Genomic DNA, 18,821 nt, shown 5'->3' with positions numbered 1-18,821 from the left:
GGTCCACGTCGCGCCACGCCTGCATGAGAATCGTCAGCTTCAACGCCAACGGCATCCGTTCCGCCACCAGGAAGGGGTTCTTCGACTGGTTCGTCGCCCAGGATGCCGACGTGCTGTGCATGCAGGAGACCAAGGCGCAGGAACACCAGCTGGCCAGCGAGGCCGGTCTGCATGCGGACTTCCTGCCGGCGGGCTACAAGGCGTGGTTCCGCGATGCGACGACGAAGAAGGGTTACAGCGGCGTTGCGATCTATGCCAGGCGCGAGCCGGACGAGATCCGCACCGCGCTCGGCTGGGCGCCGTTCGACGACGAAGGCCGCTACATCGAAGCGCGATTCGGCAACCTGAGCGTGGTGTCGTTCTACATCCCGTCGGGCTCGTCGGGCGAGCTGCGCCAGGGCTTCAAGTTCGAGGTGATGGCCTGGCTCAAACCCATCCTCGATGAGTGGTTGGCCAGCGGTCGCGACTACGTACTGTGCGGCGACTGGAACATCGTGCGCGCGCGCCACGACATCCGGAACTGGACCAGCAACCAGAAGAATTCCGGCTGCACGCCGCCCGAGCGCGCCTGGCTCAACGGCATGATCGCCGATGCCTGCGGCGACGGCCTCGTCGAGCCGCCGGCGACCGGTTGGCTCGACGCGCTGCGCGTGCTGCGCCCCGATGCGCCCGAATACACCTGGTGGAGCAATCGCGGCGCCGCCCGCGCCAACAACGTGGGCTGGCGGATCGACTACCAGTTCATCACGCCTTCGCTGCGCGACCGGGTGCTGGCGTGCGCGGTGCACCCCGAGCCGCGCTTCTCCGACCACGCGCCGCTCGTCGTGGACTACCGCGCATGAGCGGGCCGGCGGCGGCCGCCGACGCGCCGGTCTCCTACAAGGGCTGGCGCGGCATCCGTCGCGCGTTCGCCACGCCGTCGGCGGTCACGATGCTGTTCCTCGGCTTCGGCAGCGGACTGCCGTTCCTGCTGATCGCCTCGCAGACGCTGTCGACGCGGCTTCGCGATGTCGGCCTCGACCTGGGCAGCATCGGCCTGATCAGCCTGGCGAGCTTCTTCTATCTGCTGAAGTTCCTGTGGGCGCCGCTGATCGACCGGTATGCGTTTCCGCTGACCGCGTTCCTCGGGCGGCGCCGGTCGTGGCTGCTGGCGTCGCAGATCGTGGTGATGATCGGTCTGGTCGGGCTGGCATTCACCCGGCCCGATGTGGGCGTCGCGCCCCTGGTGGGCTGGGTGCTGCTGGCCTCGTTCGCCGGTGCCACCCAGGACTCGGTGGTCGACGCCTATCGCATCGAAGTCGCACCGGCCAATGCCCAGGCGGCGCTGGCGGCGACCTATACCCTGGGCTATCGCTTCGGCCTGATCCTCGCCGGTGCCGGGGCGCTGTACCTGGCCGAGTTCCGCGACTGGATCTGGGCGTATCTGGCGATGGCCTCGCTGATGCTGCTGCCGATCATGACCACGCTGCTGTGCCGCGAGCCGGTGGCGCCGGAATCGACCGTGGTGCGGCGGATCGATTTCGTCGGGGCGTTCTGGCAACCGTTCGCGAGCTTCTTCAGCAACAACGGCGTGGCGCTGGGGCTGGCGCTGCTGCTGTTCGTGGGCCTGTTCAAGTTTCCCGACCAGGTGATCGGGGTGATGTCGGGCCCGTTCTATCTCGACTCCGGCTACACCAAGGCCGACATCGCCACGGTGTCGAAGCTGTTCGGCGTGTGGATGGGCATTGCCGGTGCGTTCGCCGGTGGCATCGCGGTCGCGGCGTTCGGGTTCCGGCGGATGCTGCTGGTTGCGACGTTCGGCGTGGCGCTGTCGAATCTCGCCTTCCTGCTGATGGCGCAGAACCCCGGCCAGATCTGGGCGTTCTACGCCGCGATCTCGGCCGACAACCTGTTCCAGGGCTTCGCCGGCGTCGTGCTGATCGCCTTCATGTCGTCGTTGACCGACCGCAACTTCACCGCCACCCAGTTCGCGCTGCTGGTATCGCTGGCGAACCTGCCGGGCAAGTTCGCAGGCGGCGTCTCGGGCTATCTGGTGGAGGCGACGTCGTACTCGACGTTCTTCGTGCTCAGCGCGCTGACGGTCCTGCCGACGCTGCTGCTGCTCGCCTGGCTGTGGCGGCGCATCAGGGAAACGCCGCAGCAGGCGCCCGTCGCGTCGCCGGCCGCCTGATCGCGACAGAGGGTCGGCTGGCGGGGCGCTGCGCAGGCGATGCGATGCGCAGAGCCGCCGGTGAGCCGGCATCGTGCGGGCCCTGGATCATGGGGCCGCCCCGAGCGGCGGCGAGCCGGCCGGACGCGTGAGCGCGATCGTTGCGCGCTTCCGGTGCGACAGGGGCGCGGGGCCGCCGTAAGGGCGCTCCCCAGGCGGCGGCGCCTGCGCCTGACAGCCGAGCGGCGTGGCCTGCTGGCGCAGCACATGCGCGGCTGCCACCTGCACTTCGAAGCGGCGGCCGCGACTCCGGCGCCTTCGCACGCCGGCGTAGCACGTGGGTCGGGGCGACCGGTCAGGCCCTCGGCGTCAGGCGGGGTGGATGACCCCGAGCACGCGCGGCCCGGCCGCACCGGTCACCGAAGGCAGGTTGCCGGGCCGTCCGAGCAGGGTCTGCCGGGCGAGCCAGGCAAACCCCATCGCCTCCATGTGGTCGGGGTCGATCCCGTGGAGCGCGCTCGACTCCACCACCATGCCGGGCATCGCCTCGCCCAGCGCCCGCATCAGCGCGGGGTTGTGCACGCCGCCGCCGCAGCCGATCAGCCGCGCCGTGCGCGGCTGCATCGCGCCCAGGGCGTCGGCGATGGTCGTGGCACTGAGCGCCAGCAGCGTGGCCTGCACGTCGGCGACGGTCTCGTCGCCGCGCAATGCGCTCTCCACCCAGCCCAGGTGGAACTGGTCGCGCCCGGTCGATTTCGGCGCCGGCAGCGCGAACCAGGGCTCGGCGCGCAGCCGCGCCAACAGCGCCGCATCCACCCGGCCGGCAGCGGCCAGCGCGCCGCCGCAGTCGAAGGCGGCGCCGGTATGCCGCAGGCACCACGCATCCATCAGCCCGTTCGCCGGACCCGTATCGAACCCGCGCACCGCGCCGCCGTCGCCGGGCAGCAGGGTCAGGTTGGCGATGCCGCCGAGGTTGAGCACCGCGCGATCCTCGCCGGGCGTGCGCAGCAGCGCAGCGTGCAGCGCGGGCAGCAGCGGCGCGCCATGGCCGCCGGCGGCGACGTCCCGGCGGCGGAAATCGGCCACGGTCGCCACGCCGGTGCGCTCGGCGATGCGGGCGCCATCGCCGAGCTGCAGCGTGAAAGGTGCGACGCCGTCGTGGTCGCGCCCGTTCGGACGGTGGCGCAATGTCTGGCCGTGCGAGCCGATCGCGGCGATGTCGGCCGGGCCGAGGGCGGCGTCCCGGATCGCCTCGTTTGCCGCATCGGCGAACGCATCGGCGATGCGCACGTCGAGGTCACCGACGTCGTCGAGGGTCAACAGGGCCGTCTGCTGTCCGAGCGTCACCAGGCGCTCGGCGAGCGCGGGATCCCAGGGGTAGGTGGCGCCGAAGACCAGCTGCGCGGCGAGGGTGCCGTCTGCGCGGTCGTCGAAGCGGACGATCGCCGCATCGATCCCGTCGGCACTGGTGCCCGAGATCAGGCCGAGGAACAGGTCGGACATGGCGAGGCAGGCCGGACGCGGGAGGGGTGGAACCGAAACGCCCGGCAGGCGCCGGGCGTTTGTGTGATCAGCCGCGGTCGTTGCTGCTGCGGGGGGCGCCGGCGACCTGGCGGTCGGGATCGGGCCTGGCCGGCAGCTCGGCGTAGATGATGTTCTCGACCTCGCGGATCCGAGCCAGCGCCGGGCCGGTCTGCTGGCGGAACTGCGCCAGCGCGGCGCCGCTGAGCGGATCGGGCTCGGGCATCGTGTGCTGCAGCGGATTGCGGTGTGCGCCGTTGACGCGGAATTCGTAGTGCAGGTGCGGGCCGGTCGACAGGCCGGTGGTGCCGACGTAGCCGATCACGGTGCCCTGCGACACGCGCTGGCCCTGACGGATGTTGCCGAAGCGCGACATGTGCGCATACAGCGTGGTGTGGCCGCGGCCGTGGTCGAGCACCACGGTGTTGCCGTAACCGCCCTGGACGCCGCGGAACTGCACGCGGGCATCGCCGGCGGCCATGATCGGGGTGCCGGTCGGCGCGGCGTAGTCCACGCCCTTGTGCATGCGCATCGTGCCCAGCACCGGATGACGGCGGCTGCCGAAGCGCGAGCTCAGGCGGGCGTACTGGATCGGCATGCGGATGAAGCTCTTCTTCAGCGGCCGGCCATCGGCGTTGTAGTACTCGGCCTTGCCGTCCTGCTCGTAGCGGAACGCGCTGAAGGGCTTGCCCTTCGCGGTGAACACCGCCGCCTGCACCGGACCGGTGCGGATCAGCTCGCCTTCGCGCCAGACCTGCTCGACGACCACGCTGAAGCGGTCGTTCTGGGTGACGTCCGAATTGAAGTCGATGTCGTACTTGAAGACTTCGTCGGTCAGCGTGTTGATGTTCGCGCCCGACAGGCCCATCTTGCGCGCCGAATGGAACAGCGAGCGGCCGACCTTGCCGCTGATCACCACGTTGCGGATCTCCACCGGCCGCTCGATGACCTGCTCGGCGATCGCATCGCCGGAGACGGTGAGCTCGACGCGCTCGGTGTCGCTGCGGTCGTAGCGCAGCTTGTTGAGGCTGCCGTCGGTCGCGAGATCGAAGCCGAGTTCGGTGCCGGGGCGCATGCGGGTCAGCTTGGCCTTGGCATCGGGCAGTTCGAGGATGCGATGCATCGTCGAGGCGGGCAGGTCGAGACTCGCGAAGATCGAGCCCAGGGTCTGGCCGCGCTCGACGGTGACCAGCTGCCAATTGTCGTGGGTCTGCGCATTGCGCTGCGCTGCGGTCAGCGGCGGCAACGCCAGCGACATCGTGACTAGATCGTGCTGTGGCTGCTGTGCATCGTCGCGCATCGCCTGCGACAAGCCGGGCACCAGGGTGACCACCAGCACGCCGAGAGTCGCGAACAGACTGCCGTGCGCCCAGTCGCGGCGGGTCCAGCGACCGGGGTACAACCTGCTGCGAACGGGCTGCTCCTGCGCCTTGTTCCGGGCCGCAGCCTGCAGGTTGTCCTGGAGTACCTGCTGATGGTGCGCATCGCCTGGTAGCGGGGCAAGAGTCGTCATCGTGCGGGTCCTGATGGCGTGAACGGCGTGTCAGGGGCGTAACATAGAGATGTGAGGTCCACGCGTCAAATGCTTGAGCGGACAGGAAATTTTGTTTTCCGGGCCGCGTAACGAAGCCTTAACCAGCGGCTCGCATTCACCTAGCCATACCGAGATTCCATCGATGCCCCTGCCCTCTGCCACCTCCCCGCTGGACCTGATCGCCCGCGGGACCGAAGAAATCCTCAAGCGCGAGGATCTGCAAGCCCGTCTCGACACCGGACGCCCGCTGCGGATCAAGGCCGGTTTCGACCCCACCGCCCCGGATCTCCACCTGGGCCATACGGTGTTGCTCAACAAGCTGCGGCAGTTCCAGGACCTCGGCCACACGGTGATCTTCCTGATCGGCGACTTCACCGGGATGATCGGCGACCCCTCGGGCAAGAGCGCCACCCGCAAGCCGCTCTCGCGCGAGGACGTGCTGGCGAATGCCGAGACCTACAAGGCGCAGGTATTCAAGGTGCTGGACGAGGCCAGGACGGAAGTCCGCTTCAACTCCGAGTGGTTCGGCGCGATGGGCGCGGCCGACATGATCCGTCTGGCGTCCTCGCACACCGTGGCGCGCATGCTCGAGCGCGACGATTTCGCCAAGCGCTACGCCGGCCACCAGCCGATCGCGATCCACGAGTTCCTGTATCCGCTGGTACAGGGTTACGACTCGGTCGCGCTCAGGGCCGACGTCGAGTGCGGCGGCACCGACCAGAAGTTCAACCTGCTGATGGGCCGCGGCCTGCAGGAAAGCCACGGCCAGGCGCCGCAGGTGGTGCTGACCATGCCGCTGCTGGTCGGGCTCGACGGCGTCAACAAGATGGGCAAGTCGCTCGGCAACTACATCGGCGTGACCGAGCCGGCGATCGACATGGTCAACAAGACGATGAAGATCGGCGATGCACTGATGTGGGACTGGATCGAGTTGCTGAGCTTCGACATCGGCATCGACGAAGCCAGGGAGCTCAAGGCCCAGGTGGAAGCGGGCAGCCTGAACCCGCGCGACGTGAAGCTGCGCTTGGCGCGCGAGATCGCGACACGCTTCCACGACGCCGATGCGGCCGAGACCGCGATCCGCGGCTGGCAGGTCGCGATCTCCGGCGAAGGCGATGTGTCGCTGCTGCCGCTGCAGGACGTCACCGTGCCGGCCGATGGCCTGCGGATCGGTGCGCTGCTGACCGCCGCGGGCATTACGCCGAGCAATTCGGAAGCCAATCGCAAGCTCAAGGAGCGCGCGGTCAAGGTCGACGGCGCGGTGATCGAGGACGCGGGTCTGGAGTTCAGGCCCGGCTTCGAAGGCGTGCTGCAGGTCGGCAAGCGCAATTTCGCGCGGGTGCGGCTGGTCGCGGGCTGAAGGATCCTGTGCCCTCCCCCGCCCGGGAAGGGCGCGACGGGCGGATGCGGGGCCCGGCGCTCACAGCCTCTCACCGTCACTCGACGCGCCTGACCTCTCCCGAAAGCAGGGGGATGCAAGCGCGCCGCCGCGACGCGCCTGTCCAGTTCAATCACTCGGGGCGGTCGGTGCGAAGCGGATTCCGTCAGTCCGGCGTGCTTCGACGCGCCGGCGCCGCACGCGCGGCATCGCTCGTCACTCGTCGCGCATTGAACTCGCTGTCGGCGTCCCACCGCGGCCAGTGTTCGCCATTGGCGAGCATCTCGGCCAGGCGATATACCGTGCGCGTGTCCGCCGTGGGGCCGGCCATGTCCCAGCTGGCGTCGAAGGCGTCGCCGGGCTGGTGGTAACGGTGGCTGAAGTAATCCGCGCGCGCGGCCTTGCCGCCTTCGACGCCACCATCGAGCTGGTCCATGCCGGGGCCGATCGTGATCGCCGGCACGCCGGCCTGGGCAAAGGCGAAGTGGTCGGCGCGGTAGAACAGGCCGGCTTCGAGATTGGGATCCGGCGACCAGTCACGCCTATCGATCGCGGCCGCGGTGGCCAGATCACGCTCGAGTGACACCCGGCCCTTGCCCCAGGACGAGATGTCGCGCGTCTCGCCATCGGGACTCCACATTTCCATGTTGAGGACTGCCGCCGTCGTCTCCAGCGGGCGCAGCGGATGGGCCACGTAATACGTTGCTCCGAGCAGGCCGTTTTCCTCCGCCGTCAGCGCGATGAACTGCAGCGTGCGCGCCGGGCGCGGACCAGCTGCGAAGACGCGGGCGAGTTCAAGCATCGAGGCGATCGCGGTGGCGTTGTCGACCGCGCCGTTGATGATCGCGTCGCCGGCGGCGTCGGGCTCGCCGATGCCGAAGCTGTCCCAGTGTCCGGACACGACCACCGTTTCATCCGGCCGCGATGCGCCTGGCAGCACGCCGACGACGTTGTGGCTGGCCACGCGCTCGCGCTTGACCTCGAACGCGATGTCCAAAGTGGCTTCGCCGAGCGCGCCGCCCCGGAAGCCGTGCTGCTGCGCGCGGCGCTTCTCTGCATCGAAGTCGAGGCCGGCGTCCTGGAACAGTCGTTCGGCGACGTGCCGTTGCATCCAGCCACGCACGGGCAGGTGATGGGCCTCGGCATTGGCACGGACGATGTCGTACTGCGGTCCGGCGCGTCCGTTGCGCACCGTCGCCCAGGGATACGAGGCCGGCTCGGTCTCGTGCACGATCAGCACGCCGGCGGCGCCACGCTTCGCGGCTTCCTCGTACTTGTAGGTCCAGCGGCCATACAAGGTCAGCGCGCGACCGCCGAATGGGCCGGGCTCGGCGGCATCGAAGTCCGGACCGTTGATCAGCACCACCACGATCTTGCCGGCGACATCGAGCCCTGCGTAGTCGTCCCAGTCGAGTTCCGGAGCGGTAATGCCGTAACCGGCGAATACCAGCGGCGCGGCCGACAGGTCCACGCCCGTCCCGGGGCGCAGGGTTTCCACCGCGATGTCGTCACCATTGGCCAGCGTGCGGGTGGCGCCGCCCGCATGCAGCCGTGCAGTCACCGGGCCGTCGATCGTGCTGCGCTCGAGCGTGACCGCCTGGGTCCAGCCGCCCGCGTCACCGCCCGGTTCGAGACCGGCCTGCGCGAACTGCCCGCTGAGATAGGCGACGGTCCTGTCCTCGCCTTCGGTCGTCGGCGCGCGGCCCTGGAAGTCGTCCGAGGCCAGGACCGACAGGTGTCGGGCGAGGTGGTGGGCCTGGATGCCGCCCCCGGGCACCACGGCTGACGGCGCAGTCGCTGGCCCCGGGGCGCCTGCGGGTACCTCGGCGCGTGAAGGCGGGCAGGCGGCGAGCAACAAGGCGCAAGCCAGCGCGCTCATGCGGGGCAGGGTCGACATCGGCAGTCCATGATCGGGCGTGCGGCCATGATGCCGCAGGTGGGCGATGCTCCTTCGATTGGCTACAGTGGTCGCCGGCTTCCCGCTCTGGAGTTCCTGATGATGCGTCGTCTGCGCAGTGCACCGCCCTACCTGTTCGCTGCCGCGCTCGCGCCGATGCTGGCCCTGGCCGCCTGCGCGCCGGCGCCCGAAGAAACGTTCGAGGAAGAGCTGCCCGCAGCCGGCGCGGCGGATGCCGACACCGGCGCGGGCAGCGCGATCGAAACCGAGTTCGGCAACACCTCGGGGGCAGCGGCGCCCGGCGCCGAGCCTGAGGCGACTCCCTGCGACACCGAAGCCTTGCAGAGCCTGATCGGCGAACAGGGCAGCGAAGCGGTGTACGCCCGCGCGACGCAGGAGTCCGGGGCCAGTTCCTACCGCGCCCTGGGGCCCAGCGACATGGCGACGATGGATTTCCGGCCCGACCGGCTGAACATCGATCTCGATGCGGACGGCAGGATCACGGGCTTCCGCTGCGGCTGATCCGCGGTACGCCTGGACGTCGCACAGCGCCCGGCCTCGAGCCGGGCGTTGTGGTCCAGGATCCCGGAAAACATCGCGCCGTCGTCCGACGCACGTCGAGAATCGACCGGCTCCGAACTGCTGTTGGCGGCATCGGCCGCCCCTCGGCGCCGGCTCAGCGCTCGTCACCCTTCCGTTTGAAGTCCACCGGCTGGCCATCGCCGCGACGGGTCCAGCGCCCACTGGCCTCGCGTTCGCAACCGCGCGAAACCGGTTCGCCCGGCCGATCCGGCCGACTGGCGCACAGCGGGTCCGCATCGACGCGGATTGGTGTCGCGGTATTCACAGGAGCCGCAGCCTGCGAGCAGCAGGATCGTGAGCAGGGTGACCGGAGTGCGCATGTGTCGCCTCCGCTGCGAGGGCGCGTGGACGATCGCAGAGCAGGCCAGGCGCCGCAATGCGGATCGGCGTCGGTTGGCGGGTACGCCGGTGACACGACCGCGAGCACTTCGATCGCGTCTCGATCGCGTCGCCGGATCGCCATCCTCCATTGCGCGGGCGCCGCGTGAATCGAACACGCGACGGCGGTACCCGGTTCCGAGCCCGCGCTCTGGTGGGAGCGGCGCAGACAGTCGGGGCCGCGCGGGCCAGTCGGTACCGGTCACACTTCGCGGTGCCCGTCGGCGCAATCCTGCGCCCTAGGGTTGGTCCGGGGGTGCGGGCGGCACGCATGCGAGCGAAGCTGCCATCGAGGTCCTGTCCATGTCGGTGTCGCCATGACCACGATCCTGTCCACCTCACTGACAGCCGGCGTCGGTCCTTGGCGCAGCGATGACGGCAACACCGCCCGCCAGCACGTCGTCGAACGCGGCGAGACCCTCTCGGCGATCGCGCAGCGATACGGAACCGATGTCGCGGCGCTGCTCGCGGCCAATCCGCAGGTCCACAATCCGGACGTGATCTATCCCGGCGACACCCTGGCGATACCGGCCGGCGCCGGGGGCGTCGCGGTGCGTCCCGGCGACACGCTGTGGGGCATCGCCTCCGCCCACGGCACGACAGTCCCGGCGTTGCTGGCGGTCAATCCCGAGATCCGCAACCCCGACGTCCTTCAGGTCGGCCAGATCGTCGCCTTGCCGGGCGCCGGCGCCGCGCAGCCTTCGCTGGGCCCGGCCGACCCTGCACCCCGGCCGGACACCGGCGCGTACCGTCTAGGCGGCCTGTCCGAGCAGTACGAAACGGGTGGGCGAGGCCCGGGCACCGTGTCGAGCGGCATCGACGATCCGGGCGGCGTCTCCTACGGCACGTACCAGCTGGCAACCAGTCGCGGACGGCCGCAGGAGTTCCTTGCCAGCGAAGGCAGCGCGTGGGCGCGGGAATTCGCGGCCTCGGCGCCGGGCAGCGTGGCGTTCAGCGCGACCTGGCGCGAGATCGCGGCGCGCGATCCGCAGGCCTTCGGCGATGCGCAGCACGGTTTCATCCGGCGCACGCACCACGACGTGCAGGTCGAACGCGTGGCCACCGACACCGGCCTCGACATCTCGACGCGCTCGCAGGCGGTGCAGGATGCGGTCTGGTCGACCGCGGTCCAGCACGGGCCGGCGAACAACGTGGTCATCAACGCGGTACGTGATGTCGAGGCCCGGGGGCTGTCACCTGGCGATGGCGTCGCCTACGACCGCGCGCTGATCGACGCGATCTACGACGAGCGCGGCCGCCGCGGCGTGGATGGCGCGTTGGTCCACTTCCCGAGCGCGCCGGCGTCGACGCAGCAGAGCGTGGCCAACCGCTTGGCCCGGGAGCGCGCCGATGCACAGGCGATGCTCGGCTGATACCGGCGTGCTTCCACGGGGGGCGTTGGGATGGACGAAGCTGGGCGGTGTCCGTCGCCTCCGTGAGTTCATGATGCTCAAGTCCTGCACTGCCATCGCCCTGACACTCCTGCTTGCAGCCTGTGGCGACAGGCCGGCCGAGGCGCGGGCGCAGACCCTGCCGTCGTCGAGAACGCCGGCAACGGGCCCGGCAGCCCCCGTGACGGCTTCGGCCGCGTCTCCCGCCGGCGAGTACGCGATGTCAGGCCCACGTGTCGGTACGCTGGAACTGCGCGACGCCGGCAATGGCGAATGGGCCATCCGCTTGCAGGGCGGCGGCGCGCCGAACGAGGGCGCGGGGATGGTGGCCGACTGCGAACTGCATGCACGAGGCACCCGTGAAGGCGATCGCATCGAAGCGAACGTGGTGCCGTTCGACAGCACGCTGATGTCGGTGACCACAGCCGATCTGCAACGCCAGCCATCAGCCGTGACCGTCACGCTCGAAGGCGCCGCGGCCATCGTGGACACCGACTTCGCGCTCTGCGCGATGCAGGCCGACCTCAACGGCCGCTATGTGCGACGAGCGGCGCATTGAACAGCCGATCGGCGCGCATGGCCAGAACCGGCTGCGCCGGAAAGGACCAGAACCGGTCTGATCGCGGCACCTGATCCGGCGATCAGTCTCCGCGGTCGCGCTGGCCCTGGCCACGGCGCGCGCAGGCGTTGCTCTCCGTTTGACTGACCAGCTCCCTGTGTCCCTGGGGCCGCGCGCCTGCGCGCAGCGTGATCGGCGCGACCTCGGGCATCGCTGGCGGAACGCCATGATCCAGGCTGTGGGGGCCATTCGATCATTGCGCCCCCGCCCAGCGCGGAGCCCGTCCCGCGTCAGATGCGCCTCGCTGTGGCTCGCCGCCGACCCGGGTCCGCAGGCCGGGAGCGGCCGGTCAACGGCCGGCCTTCAGGGCATCGAGGATGCGCGCACCGGCGCGGCCGTCGTCGGGGGTCAGACCGATGCGACGCTGCTCGGACTGGATCGCGCGCCGACTTTCGGTGCCGATCATGCCGTCGACCTCGCCGATCGCATGGCCGCGTGCCAGCAGCAGCGTCTGCAGTTCGCGGCGCTGCGCGCGCGACAGGCCCGGGTCGTCGGTCGGCCACGCGGTCGTCGGACCGCTGCCACCGCGCAGGCGGTCGGCGAGCGTCGCGATCGCCAGCGCGTAGCTCTCCGCCGCGTTGTAGGAATAGATCGCGTCGTAGTTGCGGAACACCATGAAGGCCGGGCCTTTCGCCCCGGTCGGAACGATGACCGCCGCGCGCGTGTCACCGCTCGGCAGCGCTCCGCCGTCCAGGCGGGTGACGCCGCGTGCGGTCCAGTCGGCCACGGTCTTGCGGTTCGTGCGCCCGGCCTGCGCGGTGTCGAAGCCGGTCGGCAGGCTGATTTCATGCCCCCAGGGCTGCCCGGTGCGCCAACCGGACTGCTTGAGATAGTTCGCCGTCGAGGCCAGCGCGTCGGGAATGCTGTCGACCAGATCGCGGCGGCCATCGCCGTCGAAATCGACCGCGATGCGCGCATAGGTGCTCGGCATGAACTGCGTATGCCCGAATGCCCCGGCCCACGACCCGGTGGTGTCAGGATCGCGCAGGTCCCCGTCGTGCATCAGCTTGAGCAGCGCGAGGAACTCGCCGCGGAAGAACGGCTGGCGACGGCCATTGCAGGCCAGGGTCGCCAGCGACACGCGCAGCGGCCGCTTACCGGAGATGCGCCCGTAATCGCTCTCGACGCCCCACACCGCGACCACGGTCTCGGCGTCCACACCGTACCGCGCGGCAACGCGGTCGAGCAGTGGGCGGTGCTCGGCCAGCTTCGCGCGGCCGTCGGCGACGCGCTCATCGTCGACGAGGCCGGCGAGGTAGTCCCACAGCGGTGTGGTGAACTCGGGCTGCGAGTCGAGCAGGGGCAGCACCGACATGTCCGGCGTCACGTCGGCGAGCCGGTCGAATGCGGCCGCCGGGATGCCGGCCTTGGCGGCGTCGGCGCGAATGCCTGCCATGCAGCGCGCGAAGGCGGCGGTATCGACCGGGGGCGCGGGAGTCTGCGCGGCGGCGCTGCCGGTGGACAGCAACAGGCCTGCCAAGGCCACGGAGCGGAAACGAAGCGACATGCGAAAGTCCAGCGCGGAGCGGGACCACCACTGTGCACGAGCGCGCGTCTCGCTTGCGTCCCCGCAGCGCGGCGGTTTCACCGGAGGCTCAGCTGAGGTCGCCGTCGACATAAAACCAGCGGCCGTCCTCGCGTACGAAGCGGCTGCGCTCGCGCATACGCACCACGCTGCCACCGCCAACGCGGTAGCGGGCGACGAACTCGACTTCCGCGTGCGCGGCGTCGACGACATCGTGGGCCTTGACGTCGAGCCCCAGCCAGACGGGCTGCGGCGCCTCGAAGTCGATTGCATCCGGACGCGTCGACGCGTGCCAGCTGGCGCGCAGGTAGTCAGCGTCGCCGCGCACATAGGCGACGTAGCGCGAGCGCATCAGCGCTTCTGCGTCCGCCGCTGGCGCGCCGGCATGCAGAGGGCCGCAGCAGGCCGCATAGGCACGGCCTCGGCCGCAGGGACAGGGTTCGACGACAGGGGCGGGTTTCGACATGGCGCCAGTGTGCGGGCGGAGACGCCAACCGCCAACCGCGCGCCCGCTATACCCAGCCGCGCGTGGCGAGCGACACCGCGGCGCCATCGCCAACGACGAAATGGTCGAGCAACCGCACATCGACCAGGGCCAGTGCCTGCTTGAGCTGCGCGGTGACCGCGCGATCGGCGGCGCTGGGTTCGCGGCTGCCACTGGGGTGGTTGTGACCGACGATCACCGCGGCGGCATTGTGCGCCAGCGCGCGCCGTACCACTTCGCGGGGGTGGACCTCGGCGCCGTCGATCGTGCCGCGGAACAGTTCCTCGAAGGCAAGCGCGCGGTGCCGCGTGTCGACGAACAGGGCCGCGAACACTTCGTGTGTATAGCCCCGCAGGCGCTGGGAGAAATAGCGGCCGGCCGCTGCCGGATCGGTCATCGCTTCGCCGCGCGCCAGCTCCGCCGCGAGCACCCGGTTGCCGAGCTCCAGCGCGGCCGACAGCGCGCAGGCGCGAGCAGGGCCCAGGCCGGGCAGGGCAGCCAGGCCCTTCGCGCCCCGCTCGACCAGCGCGCGCAGGGGGCCGTGCGCCGCCAGCAGCTGGCGTGCGGTCGTCACCGCGTCCTGGCCGCGCAGGCCGGAGCCGAGGAAGATCGCCAGCAGTTCGGCATCCGACAGTGCGGTCGCGCCCTGGCCCAGCAGCTTCTCGCGCGGTCGTTCGGTCGCCGGCCATTCGCGGATGTGCATATGCGTTCCATTCGGGAGCGCCGGTGCGGGCGGCATGCGCAAGGGGAGAGCGACGCGCCGCCCGGACCGGCGAAGACCCCATTCCAGCGCGCACCCGCTGCGCCTGCAGCCGGCTGGGGCGGATGCTTCGGGTAAGCTGTCTGCCGGTTTTCCGGTAGGACTTCGCCGACGATGGGCGCCGCTTCGACCCCGCTGCTCGGGCAGCGCATCCTGCTGTGTGTCTGTGGCGGCATCGCCGCCTACAAGGCCGTCGATCTGGTCCGTCGGCTGCGCGACGCCGGCGCCGAGGTGCGCGTCGCCATGACCGAGAGCGCGCAGCAGTTCGTCTCCGCGACGACATTCCAGGCGGTGTCCCACCACATCGTGCGCACCACGCTGTGGGACCCGGGCGCCGAAGCCGCGATGGGCCACATCGAACTCGCGCGCTGGGCGAGCCGCGTGGTCGTGGCGCCGGCGACGGCCAACACCCTGGCCAAGCTTGCGCATGGCTTTGCCGACAACCTCGTGACCACGCTGTGCCTGGCGACGACGGCGCCGCTGACCGTGTGCCCGGCGATGAACCACCGCATGTGGCTGCATCCGGCCACCCAGGCCAATATCGAAACGCTGCGCTCGCGCGGTGTGCAGGTGATCGGCCCCGAGGACGGGCCGCTGGCCGAAGGCGAGTCGGGTCCGGGCCGGCTGGCCGAGCCGCAGGCCATCGTCTCCGCGCTGCCCCTATGAGGGGCGCCCTCGTCGGCCGCCGGGTGCTGGTCACCGCCGGTCCGACCTACGAGGATCTCGATCCGGTGCGGTTCCTCGGCAACCGCAGCAGCGGCAAGATGGGATTCGCGATTGCCGCGTCGGCTGCACGCGCCGGCGCCGAGGTGGTGCTGATTGCCGGTCCGGTGCAATTGCCGACGCCCGATGGCGTGCGCCGCGTCGACGTGCGCTCGGCCGCGCAGATGCACGCTGCGGTGTTCGATGCGCTGCCGGCCGATGTCTACATCGGCGCCGCCGCGGTCGCCGACTTCACCCCGGCGCAGGTCGCGCCCTCGAAGATCAAGAAGCGGCCAGGCGAAGACGGCCTGAGCCTGCAGCTGGTCCGCACCCGCGACATCCTCGCCGATGTCGCCGCTTCCACGCCGCGCCCGACCCTCGTCGTCGGATTCGCCGCCGAGACCGACGACGTCGAAGCCAACGCGCGGGCCAAGCTGCTCGCCAAGCGCGTCGATCTGATTGCCGCGAACCGGGTCGGGGTGGCCGGCAGCGGTTTTGAAAGCGACGACAACACGCTGCGGGTGCACGACCTCGCAGGCCAGGTCCAGCTGGGCCCGGCTTCCAAGGCCGAGATTGCCGACCGTCTGGTCGCAATGCTCGCCGACCGACTCATGAAGGAAGTCCGATGAACTGTGTCCTCGACGTGCGCGTGCTCGACGCACGCTTCGGCCAGCAATGGCCGCTGCCGGCCTACGCGACCGACGGCAGCGCGGGCCTCGACCTGCGCGCCGCGCTCGACGAACCCCTGGACCTGCTGCCCGGTGACGCCGCGCTGGTGCCGTCGGGACTCGCCATCCACATCGGCGACCCGGGGCTGTGCGCCGTGGTGTTGCCGCGCTCGGGCCTGGGCCACAAGCACGGCATCGTGCTCGGAAACGGCACCGGCCTGATCGACGCCGATTACCAGGGGCCGCTGATGATCAGCGTCTGGCACCGGGGCAAGGACGCTTTCACCATCGAGCCGGGCGACCGGATCGCGCAGCTGGTGATACTGCCGGTCGTGCGGGCCACCCTGAATGTGGTGGATACTTTCGTCGAAACCGCGCGGGGGTCCGGGGGATTCGGGCATTCTGGCGTGCGCTGACGGGGAGGTCACATGAGCGATAAGGAACCGCGACAGACGGCGGTGGTACTGGCGCAGCTGCGCCAGGCCGCGCCGTTGCTGGCGGTGTTGTTGGCATTGCTGGCCGGCTGGGCGGCGTGGGTGGGCTGGCAGCAGCTGCGTGGAGAACAGCGTCTCGCCGCCGCCGAGCAGGGACGCGACGCCGCCGTGGCCGCGACGACGCAATCGCTCGGCGCCGAACTCGCCCGTCTGGAGGCACGCCTGGCCGAGCCCGCGGTGCAGGGCGCGCTGGGGTCGGGCGATCTCGAAGCCGCGGGCGCCGCGCTCGCCGCCGGCTGGCCGCAACTGATCGCGGCGGAAATCGTCCCCGGCGATCTGAAGGGCGCGTACGCCGCGCTGGACGAGGGCGGCTTCGGTCGCCTGTCCTCGCTCGAAGCGGCCTTGGTCGCGGGCCGCCCGGCGCTGACCGTGGCCTCGATCGACGGCAGGCCGCAACTGCTGGTGACCGCACCGGCCGAAACGGACGGCCGGCTCGTCGGCGTGGCGCTGGCTCAGCTGCCGTTGGCGCGGGCGACCGCCGGGCTCGAGGGCGCGCCGCTGGATCCGGCCACCTATCTCGCGCTGCGCCAGGGCAACCACACCCTCCTTGCGCGCGGCGACGAAAGTCTGGCGAACGTGGCTGCACGCATGGCCCAACCCGTTCCCGGCACGCCGCTGCGTATCGCCGCGGCCGTGCCACGTGTCGGCGCCGCGCCGCTGGGCCTGGGCGCGATTCCGCTGCTCGCCGCTGCCGGCCTGCTGGCACTGCTCGCGGTGCTGGCCTTGCGCCTGCCGCGCGGCAGCGGAGTGGTCGTCCGGTCCGACGACACCACGCCCACCCTGGCCGAATCGCTGCTCAGCGCGCCGCCCGAAGCGGCCGAGGGCGATGCGCCGACGCCGCTGCCGGTGCGCGAGGAGGTGCCGAGAAAGAAGACCGCCGCATCGTCGGTCGTGCTCGACCCTTCGATCTTCCGCGCCTACGACATTCGCGGAATCGTCGGCACGACGCTCGATGCGGGCGTGGCCGAACTCGTCGGCCAGGCGGTGGGTTCGCTGATGCGCGAACAGGACCTGACCGACATCGTCGTCGGGCGCGATGGTCGCCTGTCGGGGCCGGAGCTTGTGGCAGGCCTCGTCGCCGGGCTGCGCAAGGCGGGCCGCAACGTGATCGACATCGGCATGGCGCCGACACCGGTGGTGTACTTCGGTGCCTATCACCTGCGCACCGGCTGCTGCATCTCGGTGACCGGCAGCCACAATCCGGCCGACTACAACGGGTTCAAGATCGTCGTCGGCGGCGAGACGCTGTCGGGCGAAGCAATCACCGACCTGCATGCGCGGGTGGCCGAGGACCGTCTGTACACGGCGCCGCAGCCGGGCGCCGTATCGGAGCGCGACATCGGCGACGACTACGTGCGCCGGATTGCCGACGACATCCAGATCGCCCGGCCGCTGAAGGTCGTCGTCGATGCCGGCAATGGCGTGGCCGGCGAACTGGGGCCGCGCGTGCTCGAGGCGATCGGCGCGGAAGTGGTGCCGCTGTACTGCGAGATCGACGGCACCTTTCCCCACCATCATCCCGATCCGAGCGAGCCGCAGAACCTGGTCGATCTGGCCAGCACCGTGCAGCGGTTCGATGCCGACCTCGGCATCGCCTTCGACGGCGATGGCGACCGTCTGGGCGTGGTGACCAGGGACGGCGAATCCATCTTCGCCGACCGTCTGTTGATGCTTTTCGCTGCCGACGTGCTGGAGCGCAATCCGGGCGCGATGATCGTCTTCGACGTGAAGTGCACCGGCCGCCTGCCCGGCCACGTGCTGCGCCACGGCGGCAGCCCGCTGATGTGGAAGACCGGCCATTCGCTGATCAAGGCCAAGATGCGCGAGACCGGCGCCGAACTGGCCGGCGAGATGAGCGGGCACTTCTTCTTCGCCGAGCGCTGGTACGGCTTCGACGACGGTATCTACGCCGCTGCGCGACTGCTCGAGATCCTCGCGCTCGACGACGATCCTTCGGCCGTGCTCAAGGCCTTGCCGAGCGGCGTGTCGACGCCGGAGATCAAGGTGCCGGCGCCCAATGGCGATCCCCACGCCTTCATCGCGCGGGTGCAGGCCGAGTCCGCTTTCGACGGCGCGCGCCTGTCGACGATCGATGGGGTACGTGCCGACTGGCCGGACGGCTGGGGCCTGGTCCGTGCGTCGAATACCACGCCGGTGCTGGTCCTGCGGTTCGACGCCGACAGCCGCGAGGCGTTGCTGCGAATCCAGCAGACCTTCCGCGGGCAGTTGCTGGCGATCGATCCGGATCTGGAATTGCCGTTCTGAGAGCGGCTTTCCGGGGCCAGCGGCCGACCGCCTGACGTCTCTGCTGCTGGGGCGCCATCAGCGCACGTCGACGAAGCGGGGCGCCCGTGCGGAAGCCCCGGGGTGTGCGCCGACGCTTCGCAGGTGCGCCGCTGGAGCCGCAGGTGCGACACGTCGGCTTGCAAGGGCACGGACGGGCGCCGGCCGCGGGAGCGGCCCCCGGAAGAGGCGCGATAGGCGGCGGCCGGCAGCAGCGCAAAATGGTTACTGCCTTCCCGGATCTGCGCTTCGACAGGGCGGTGCCCGCGCAAACTGCAGCCCATCGTCTCCCGCCCCACGCAGCGAAGCGCCGGGTCCGCCCTGACCCGGTCGTCCCGGGCCGTCCTGCCTTCCGACAGAGGACCAGGCGCCGCGCCGACCGTCCATCGCGACGTCCTGCCATAGGCGCGACGCTACTGTGCATCGCAGTCTGGCCGTCCTCGTCCGAGCAAGCCG

The 18,821-nt window shown here is 70.5% G+C and carries 14 protein-coding genes and 1 pseudogene; 9 read left to right on the top strand and 6 right to left on the bottom strand.

The genetic code is table 11. The features are described 5' to 3' along the window. Positions 1–23: 23 nt before the first annotated feature. Positions 24–842, top strand: a complete 819-nt coding sequence (locus EGK76_RS10100; RefSeq protein WP_096296839.1) for an exodeoxyribonuclease III — start codon at positions 24–26, stop codon at positions 840–842. Continuing rightward, positions 839–2,170: an MFS transporter gene (locus EGK76_RS10095; protein WP_096296840.1), complete on the top strand. Its 1,332-nt coding sequence runs from the start codon at positions 839–841 to the stop codon at positions 2,168–2,170. The genes EGK76_RS10100 and EGK76_RS10095 overlap by 4 nt, the downstream gene beginning before the upstream one ends. 348 nt (positions 2,171–2,518) lie before the next feature. Here EGK76_RS10095 and EGK76_RS10090 read toward each other — a convergent pair whose 3' ends face one another. Beyond that, positions 2,519–3,652 carry an anhydro-N-acetylmuramic acid kinase gene (locus tag EGK76_RS10090; RefSeq protein WP_123832526.1) on the bottom strand — a complete coding sequence of 378 codons (1,134 nt, stop codon included), beginning with the start codon at positions 3,650–3,652 and terminating at the stop codon, positions 2,519–2,521. A gap of 67 nt (positions 3,653–3,719) precedes the next feature. Beyond that, the gene (locus EGK76_RS10085) at positions 3,720–5,183 is read right to left on the bottom strand and encodes a peptidoglycan DD-metalloendopeptidase family protein (RefSeq protein WP_123832525.1); all 1,464 of its coding nucleotides are present in this window, start codon (positions 5,181–5,183) and stop codon (positions 3,720–3,722) included. A 163-nt stretch (positions 5,184–5,346) separates the two neighbouring features. Here EGK76_RS10085 and tyrS point away from each other — a divergent pair, with 163 nt between their 5' ends. Next, complete coding sequence (tyrS, locus tag EGK76_RS10080) at positions 5,347–6,564, top strand: tyrosine--tRNA ligase (protein ID WP_123832524.1); 1,218 nt, start codon at positions 5,347–5,349, stop codon at positions 6,562–6,564. A gap of 184 nt (positions 6,565–6,748) precedes the next feature. On the opposite strand, the gene EGK76_RS10075 is transcribed toward tyrS, so the two are convergent. After that, positions 6,749–8,479 carry a M28 family metallopeptidase gene (locus tag EGK76_RS10075; RefSeq protein ID WP_233580253.1) on the bottom strand — a complete coding sequence of 577 codons (1,731 nt, stop codon included), beginning with the start codon at positions 8,477–8,479 and terminating at the stop codon, positions 6,749–6,751. 99 nt (positions 8,480–8,578) lie between these two features. Here EGK76_RS10075 and EGK76_RS10070 point away from each other — a divergent pair, with 99 nt between their 5' ends. The 3 genes from EGK76_RS10070 (at position 8,579) to EGK76_RS10060 (ending at position 11,389) form a co-directional block, all read left to right on the top strand. Continuing rightward, the gene (locus EGK76_RS10070) at positions 8,579–9,001 is read left to right on the top strand and encodes an I78 family peptidase inhibitor (RefSeq protein ID WP_233580252.1); all 423 of its coding nucleotides are present in this window, start codon (positions 8,579–8,581) and stop codon (positions 8,999–9,001) included. A gap of 755 nt (positions 9,002–9,756) precedes the next feature. Beyond that, entirely contained in the window at positions 9,757–10,812 is a 1,056-nt protein-coding gene (locus tag EGK76_RS10065) for a LysM domain-containing protein (RefSeq protein WP_123832522.1), read from the top strand. Between the two features lie 238 nt (positions 10,813–11,050). Next, positions 11,051–11,389 (top strand): hypothetical protein, encoded by a 339-nt coding sequence (locus EGK76_RS10060; RefSeq protein ID WP_123832521.1) that lies wholly within the window; start codon positions 11,051–11,053, stop codon positions 11,387–11,389. Between the two features lie 349 nt (positions 11,390–11,738). Here the strand turns inward: EGK76_RS10060 and EGK76_RS10055 are convergent, their stop codons facing one another. The 3 genes from EGK76_RS10055 to radC form a co-directional block, all read right to left on the bottom strand. After that, the gene (locus EGK76_RS10055; RefSeq protein WP_123832520.1) at positions 11,739–12,956 is read right to left on the bottom strand and encodes a lytic murein transglycosylase; all 1,218 of its coding nucleotides are present in this window, start codon (positions 12,954–12,956) and stop codon (positions 11,739–11,741) included. An 88-nt stretch (positions 12,957–13,044) separates the two neighbouring features. Further along, a complete protein-coding gene (locus EGK76_RS10050; RefSeq protein ID WP_123832519.1) occupies positions 13,045–13,440 on the bottom strand; it encodes a YchJ family metal-binding protein in 396 nt (131 codons plus the stop codon). 46 nt (positions 13,441–13,486) lie between these two features. Further along, complete coding sequence (gene radC / locus EGK76_RS10045; protein ID WP_096296849.1) at positions 13,487–14,161, bottom strand: DNA repair protein RadC; 675 nt, start codon at positions 14,159–14,161, stop codon at positions 13,487–13,489. A 171-nt stretch (positions 14,162–14,332) separates the two neighbouring features. On the opposite strand from radC, the pseudogene coaBC reads away from it, so the two are divergent. The 3 genes and pseudogenes from coaBC (at position 14,333) to EGK76_RS10030 (ending at position 18,347) form a co-directional block, all read left to right on the top strand. Further along, a pseudogene (gene coaBC, locus EGK76_RS10040) lies at positions 14,333–15,549 on the top strand (bifunctional phosphopantothenoylcysteine decarboxylase/phosphopantothenate--cysteine ligase CoaBC). Continuing rightward, entirely contained in the window at positions 15,546–16,004 is a 459-nt protein-coding gene (dut, locus tag EGK76_RS10035) for a dUTP diphosphatase (RefSeq protein WP_123832518.1), read from the top strand. The pseudogene coaBC and the gene dut overlap by 4 nt, the downstream one beginning before the upstream one ends. A 12-nt stretch (positions 16,005–16,016) precedes the next feature. Beyond that, a complete protein-coding gene (locus EGK76_RS10030) occupies positions 16,017–18,347 on the top strand; it encodes a phosphomannomutase/phosphoglucomutase (protein WP_123832517.1) in 2,331 nt (776 codons plus the stop codon). Positions 18,348–18,821: the final 474 nt, after the last annotated feature.

Origin of the sequence: Luteimonas sp. 100069 (genome assembly GCF_003813845.1) — a bacterium.
Taxonomy (GTDB): domain Bacteria; phylum Pseudomonadota; class Gammaproteobacteria; order Xanthomonadales; family Xanthomonadaceae; genus Luteimonas; species Luteimonas chenhongjianii.
The sequence above is the reverse complement of the archived record's forward strand: the minus strand, read 5'-3'. Positions and strand labels throughout refer to the sequence as shown.

Bases quoted from the DNA above. Each gene is read 5' to 3' on its own strand.
- EGK76_RS10100 (WP_096296839.1), top strand. From the start codon at position 24: ATGAGAATCGTCAGCTTCAACGCCAACGGCATCCGTTCCGCCACCAGG.
- EGK76_RS10095 (WP_096296840.1), top strand. From the start codon at position 839: ATGAGCGGGCCGGCGGCGGCCGCCGACGCGCCGGTCTCCTACAAGGGC.
- EGK76_RS10090 (WP_123832526.1), bottom strand. From the start codon at position 3,652: ATGTCCGACCTGTTCCTCGGCCTGATCTCGGGCACCAGTGCCGACGGG.
- EGK76_RS10085 (WP_123832525.1), bottom strand. From the start codon at position 5,183: ATGACGACTCTTGCCCCGCTACCAGGCGATGCGCACCATCAGCAGGTA.
- tyrS (WP_123832524.1), top strand. From the start codon at position 5,347: ATGCCCCTGCCCTCTGCCACCTCCCCGCTGGACCTGATCGCCCGCGGG.
- EGK76_RS10075 (WP_233580253.1), bottom strand. From the start codon at position 8,479: ATGTCGACCCTGCCCCGCATGAGCGCGCTGGCTTGCGCCTTGTTGCTC.
- EGK76_RS10070 (WP_233580252.1), top strand. From the start codon at position 8,579: ATGATGCGTCGTCTGCGCAGTGCACCGCCCTACCTGTTCGCTGCCGCG.
- EGK76_RS10065 (WP_123832522.1), top strand. From the start codon at position 9,757: ATGACCACGATCCTGTCCACCTCACTGACAGCCGGCGTCGGTCCTTGG.
- EGK76_RS10060 (WP_123832521.1), top strand. From the start codon at position 11,051: ATGTCAGGCCCACGTGTCGGTACGCTGGAACTGCGCGACGCCGGCAAT.
- EGK76_RS10055 (WP_123832520.1), bottom strand. From the start codon at position 12,956: ATGTCGCTTCGTTTCCGCTCCGTGGCCTTGGCAGGCCTGTTGCTGTCC.
- EGK76_RS10050 (WP_123832519.1), bottom strand. From the start codon at position 13,440: ATGTCGAAACCCGCCCCTGTCGTCGAACCCTGTCCCTGCGGCCGAGGC.
- radC (WP_096296849.1), bottom strand. From the start codon at position 14,161: ATGCACATCCGCGAATGGCCGGCGACCGAACGACCGCGCGAGAAGCTG.
- dut (WP_123832518.1), top strand. From the start codon at position 15,546: ATGAACTGTGTCCTCGACGTGCGCGTGCTCGACGCACGCTTCGGCCAG.
- EGK76_RS10030 (WP_123832517.1), top strand. From the start codon at position 16,017: ATGAGCGATAAGGAACCGCGACAGACGGCGGTGGTACTGGCGCAGCTG.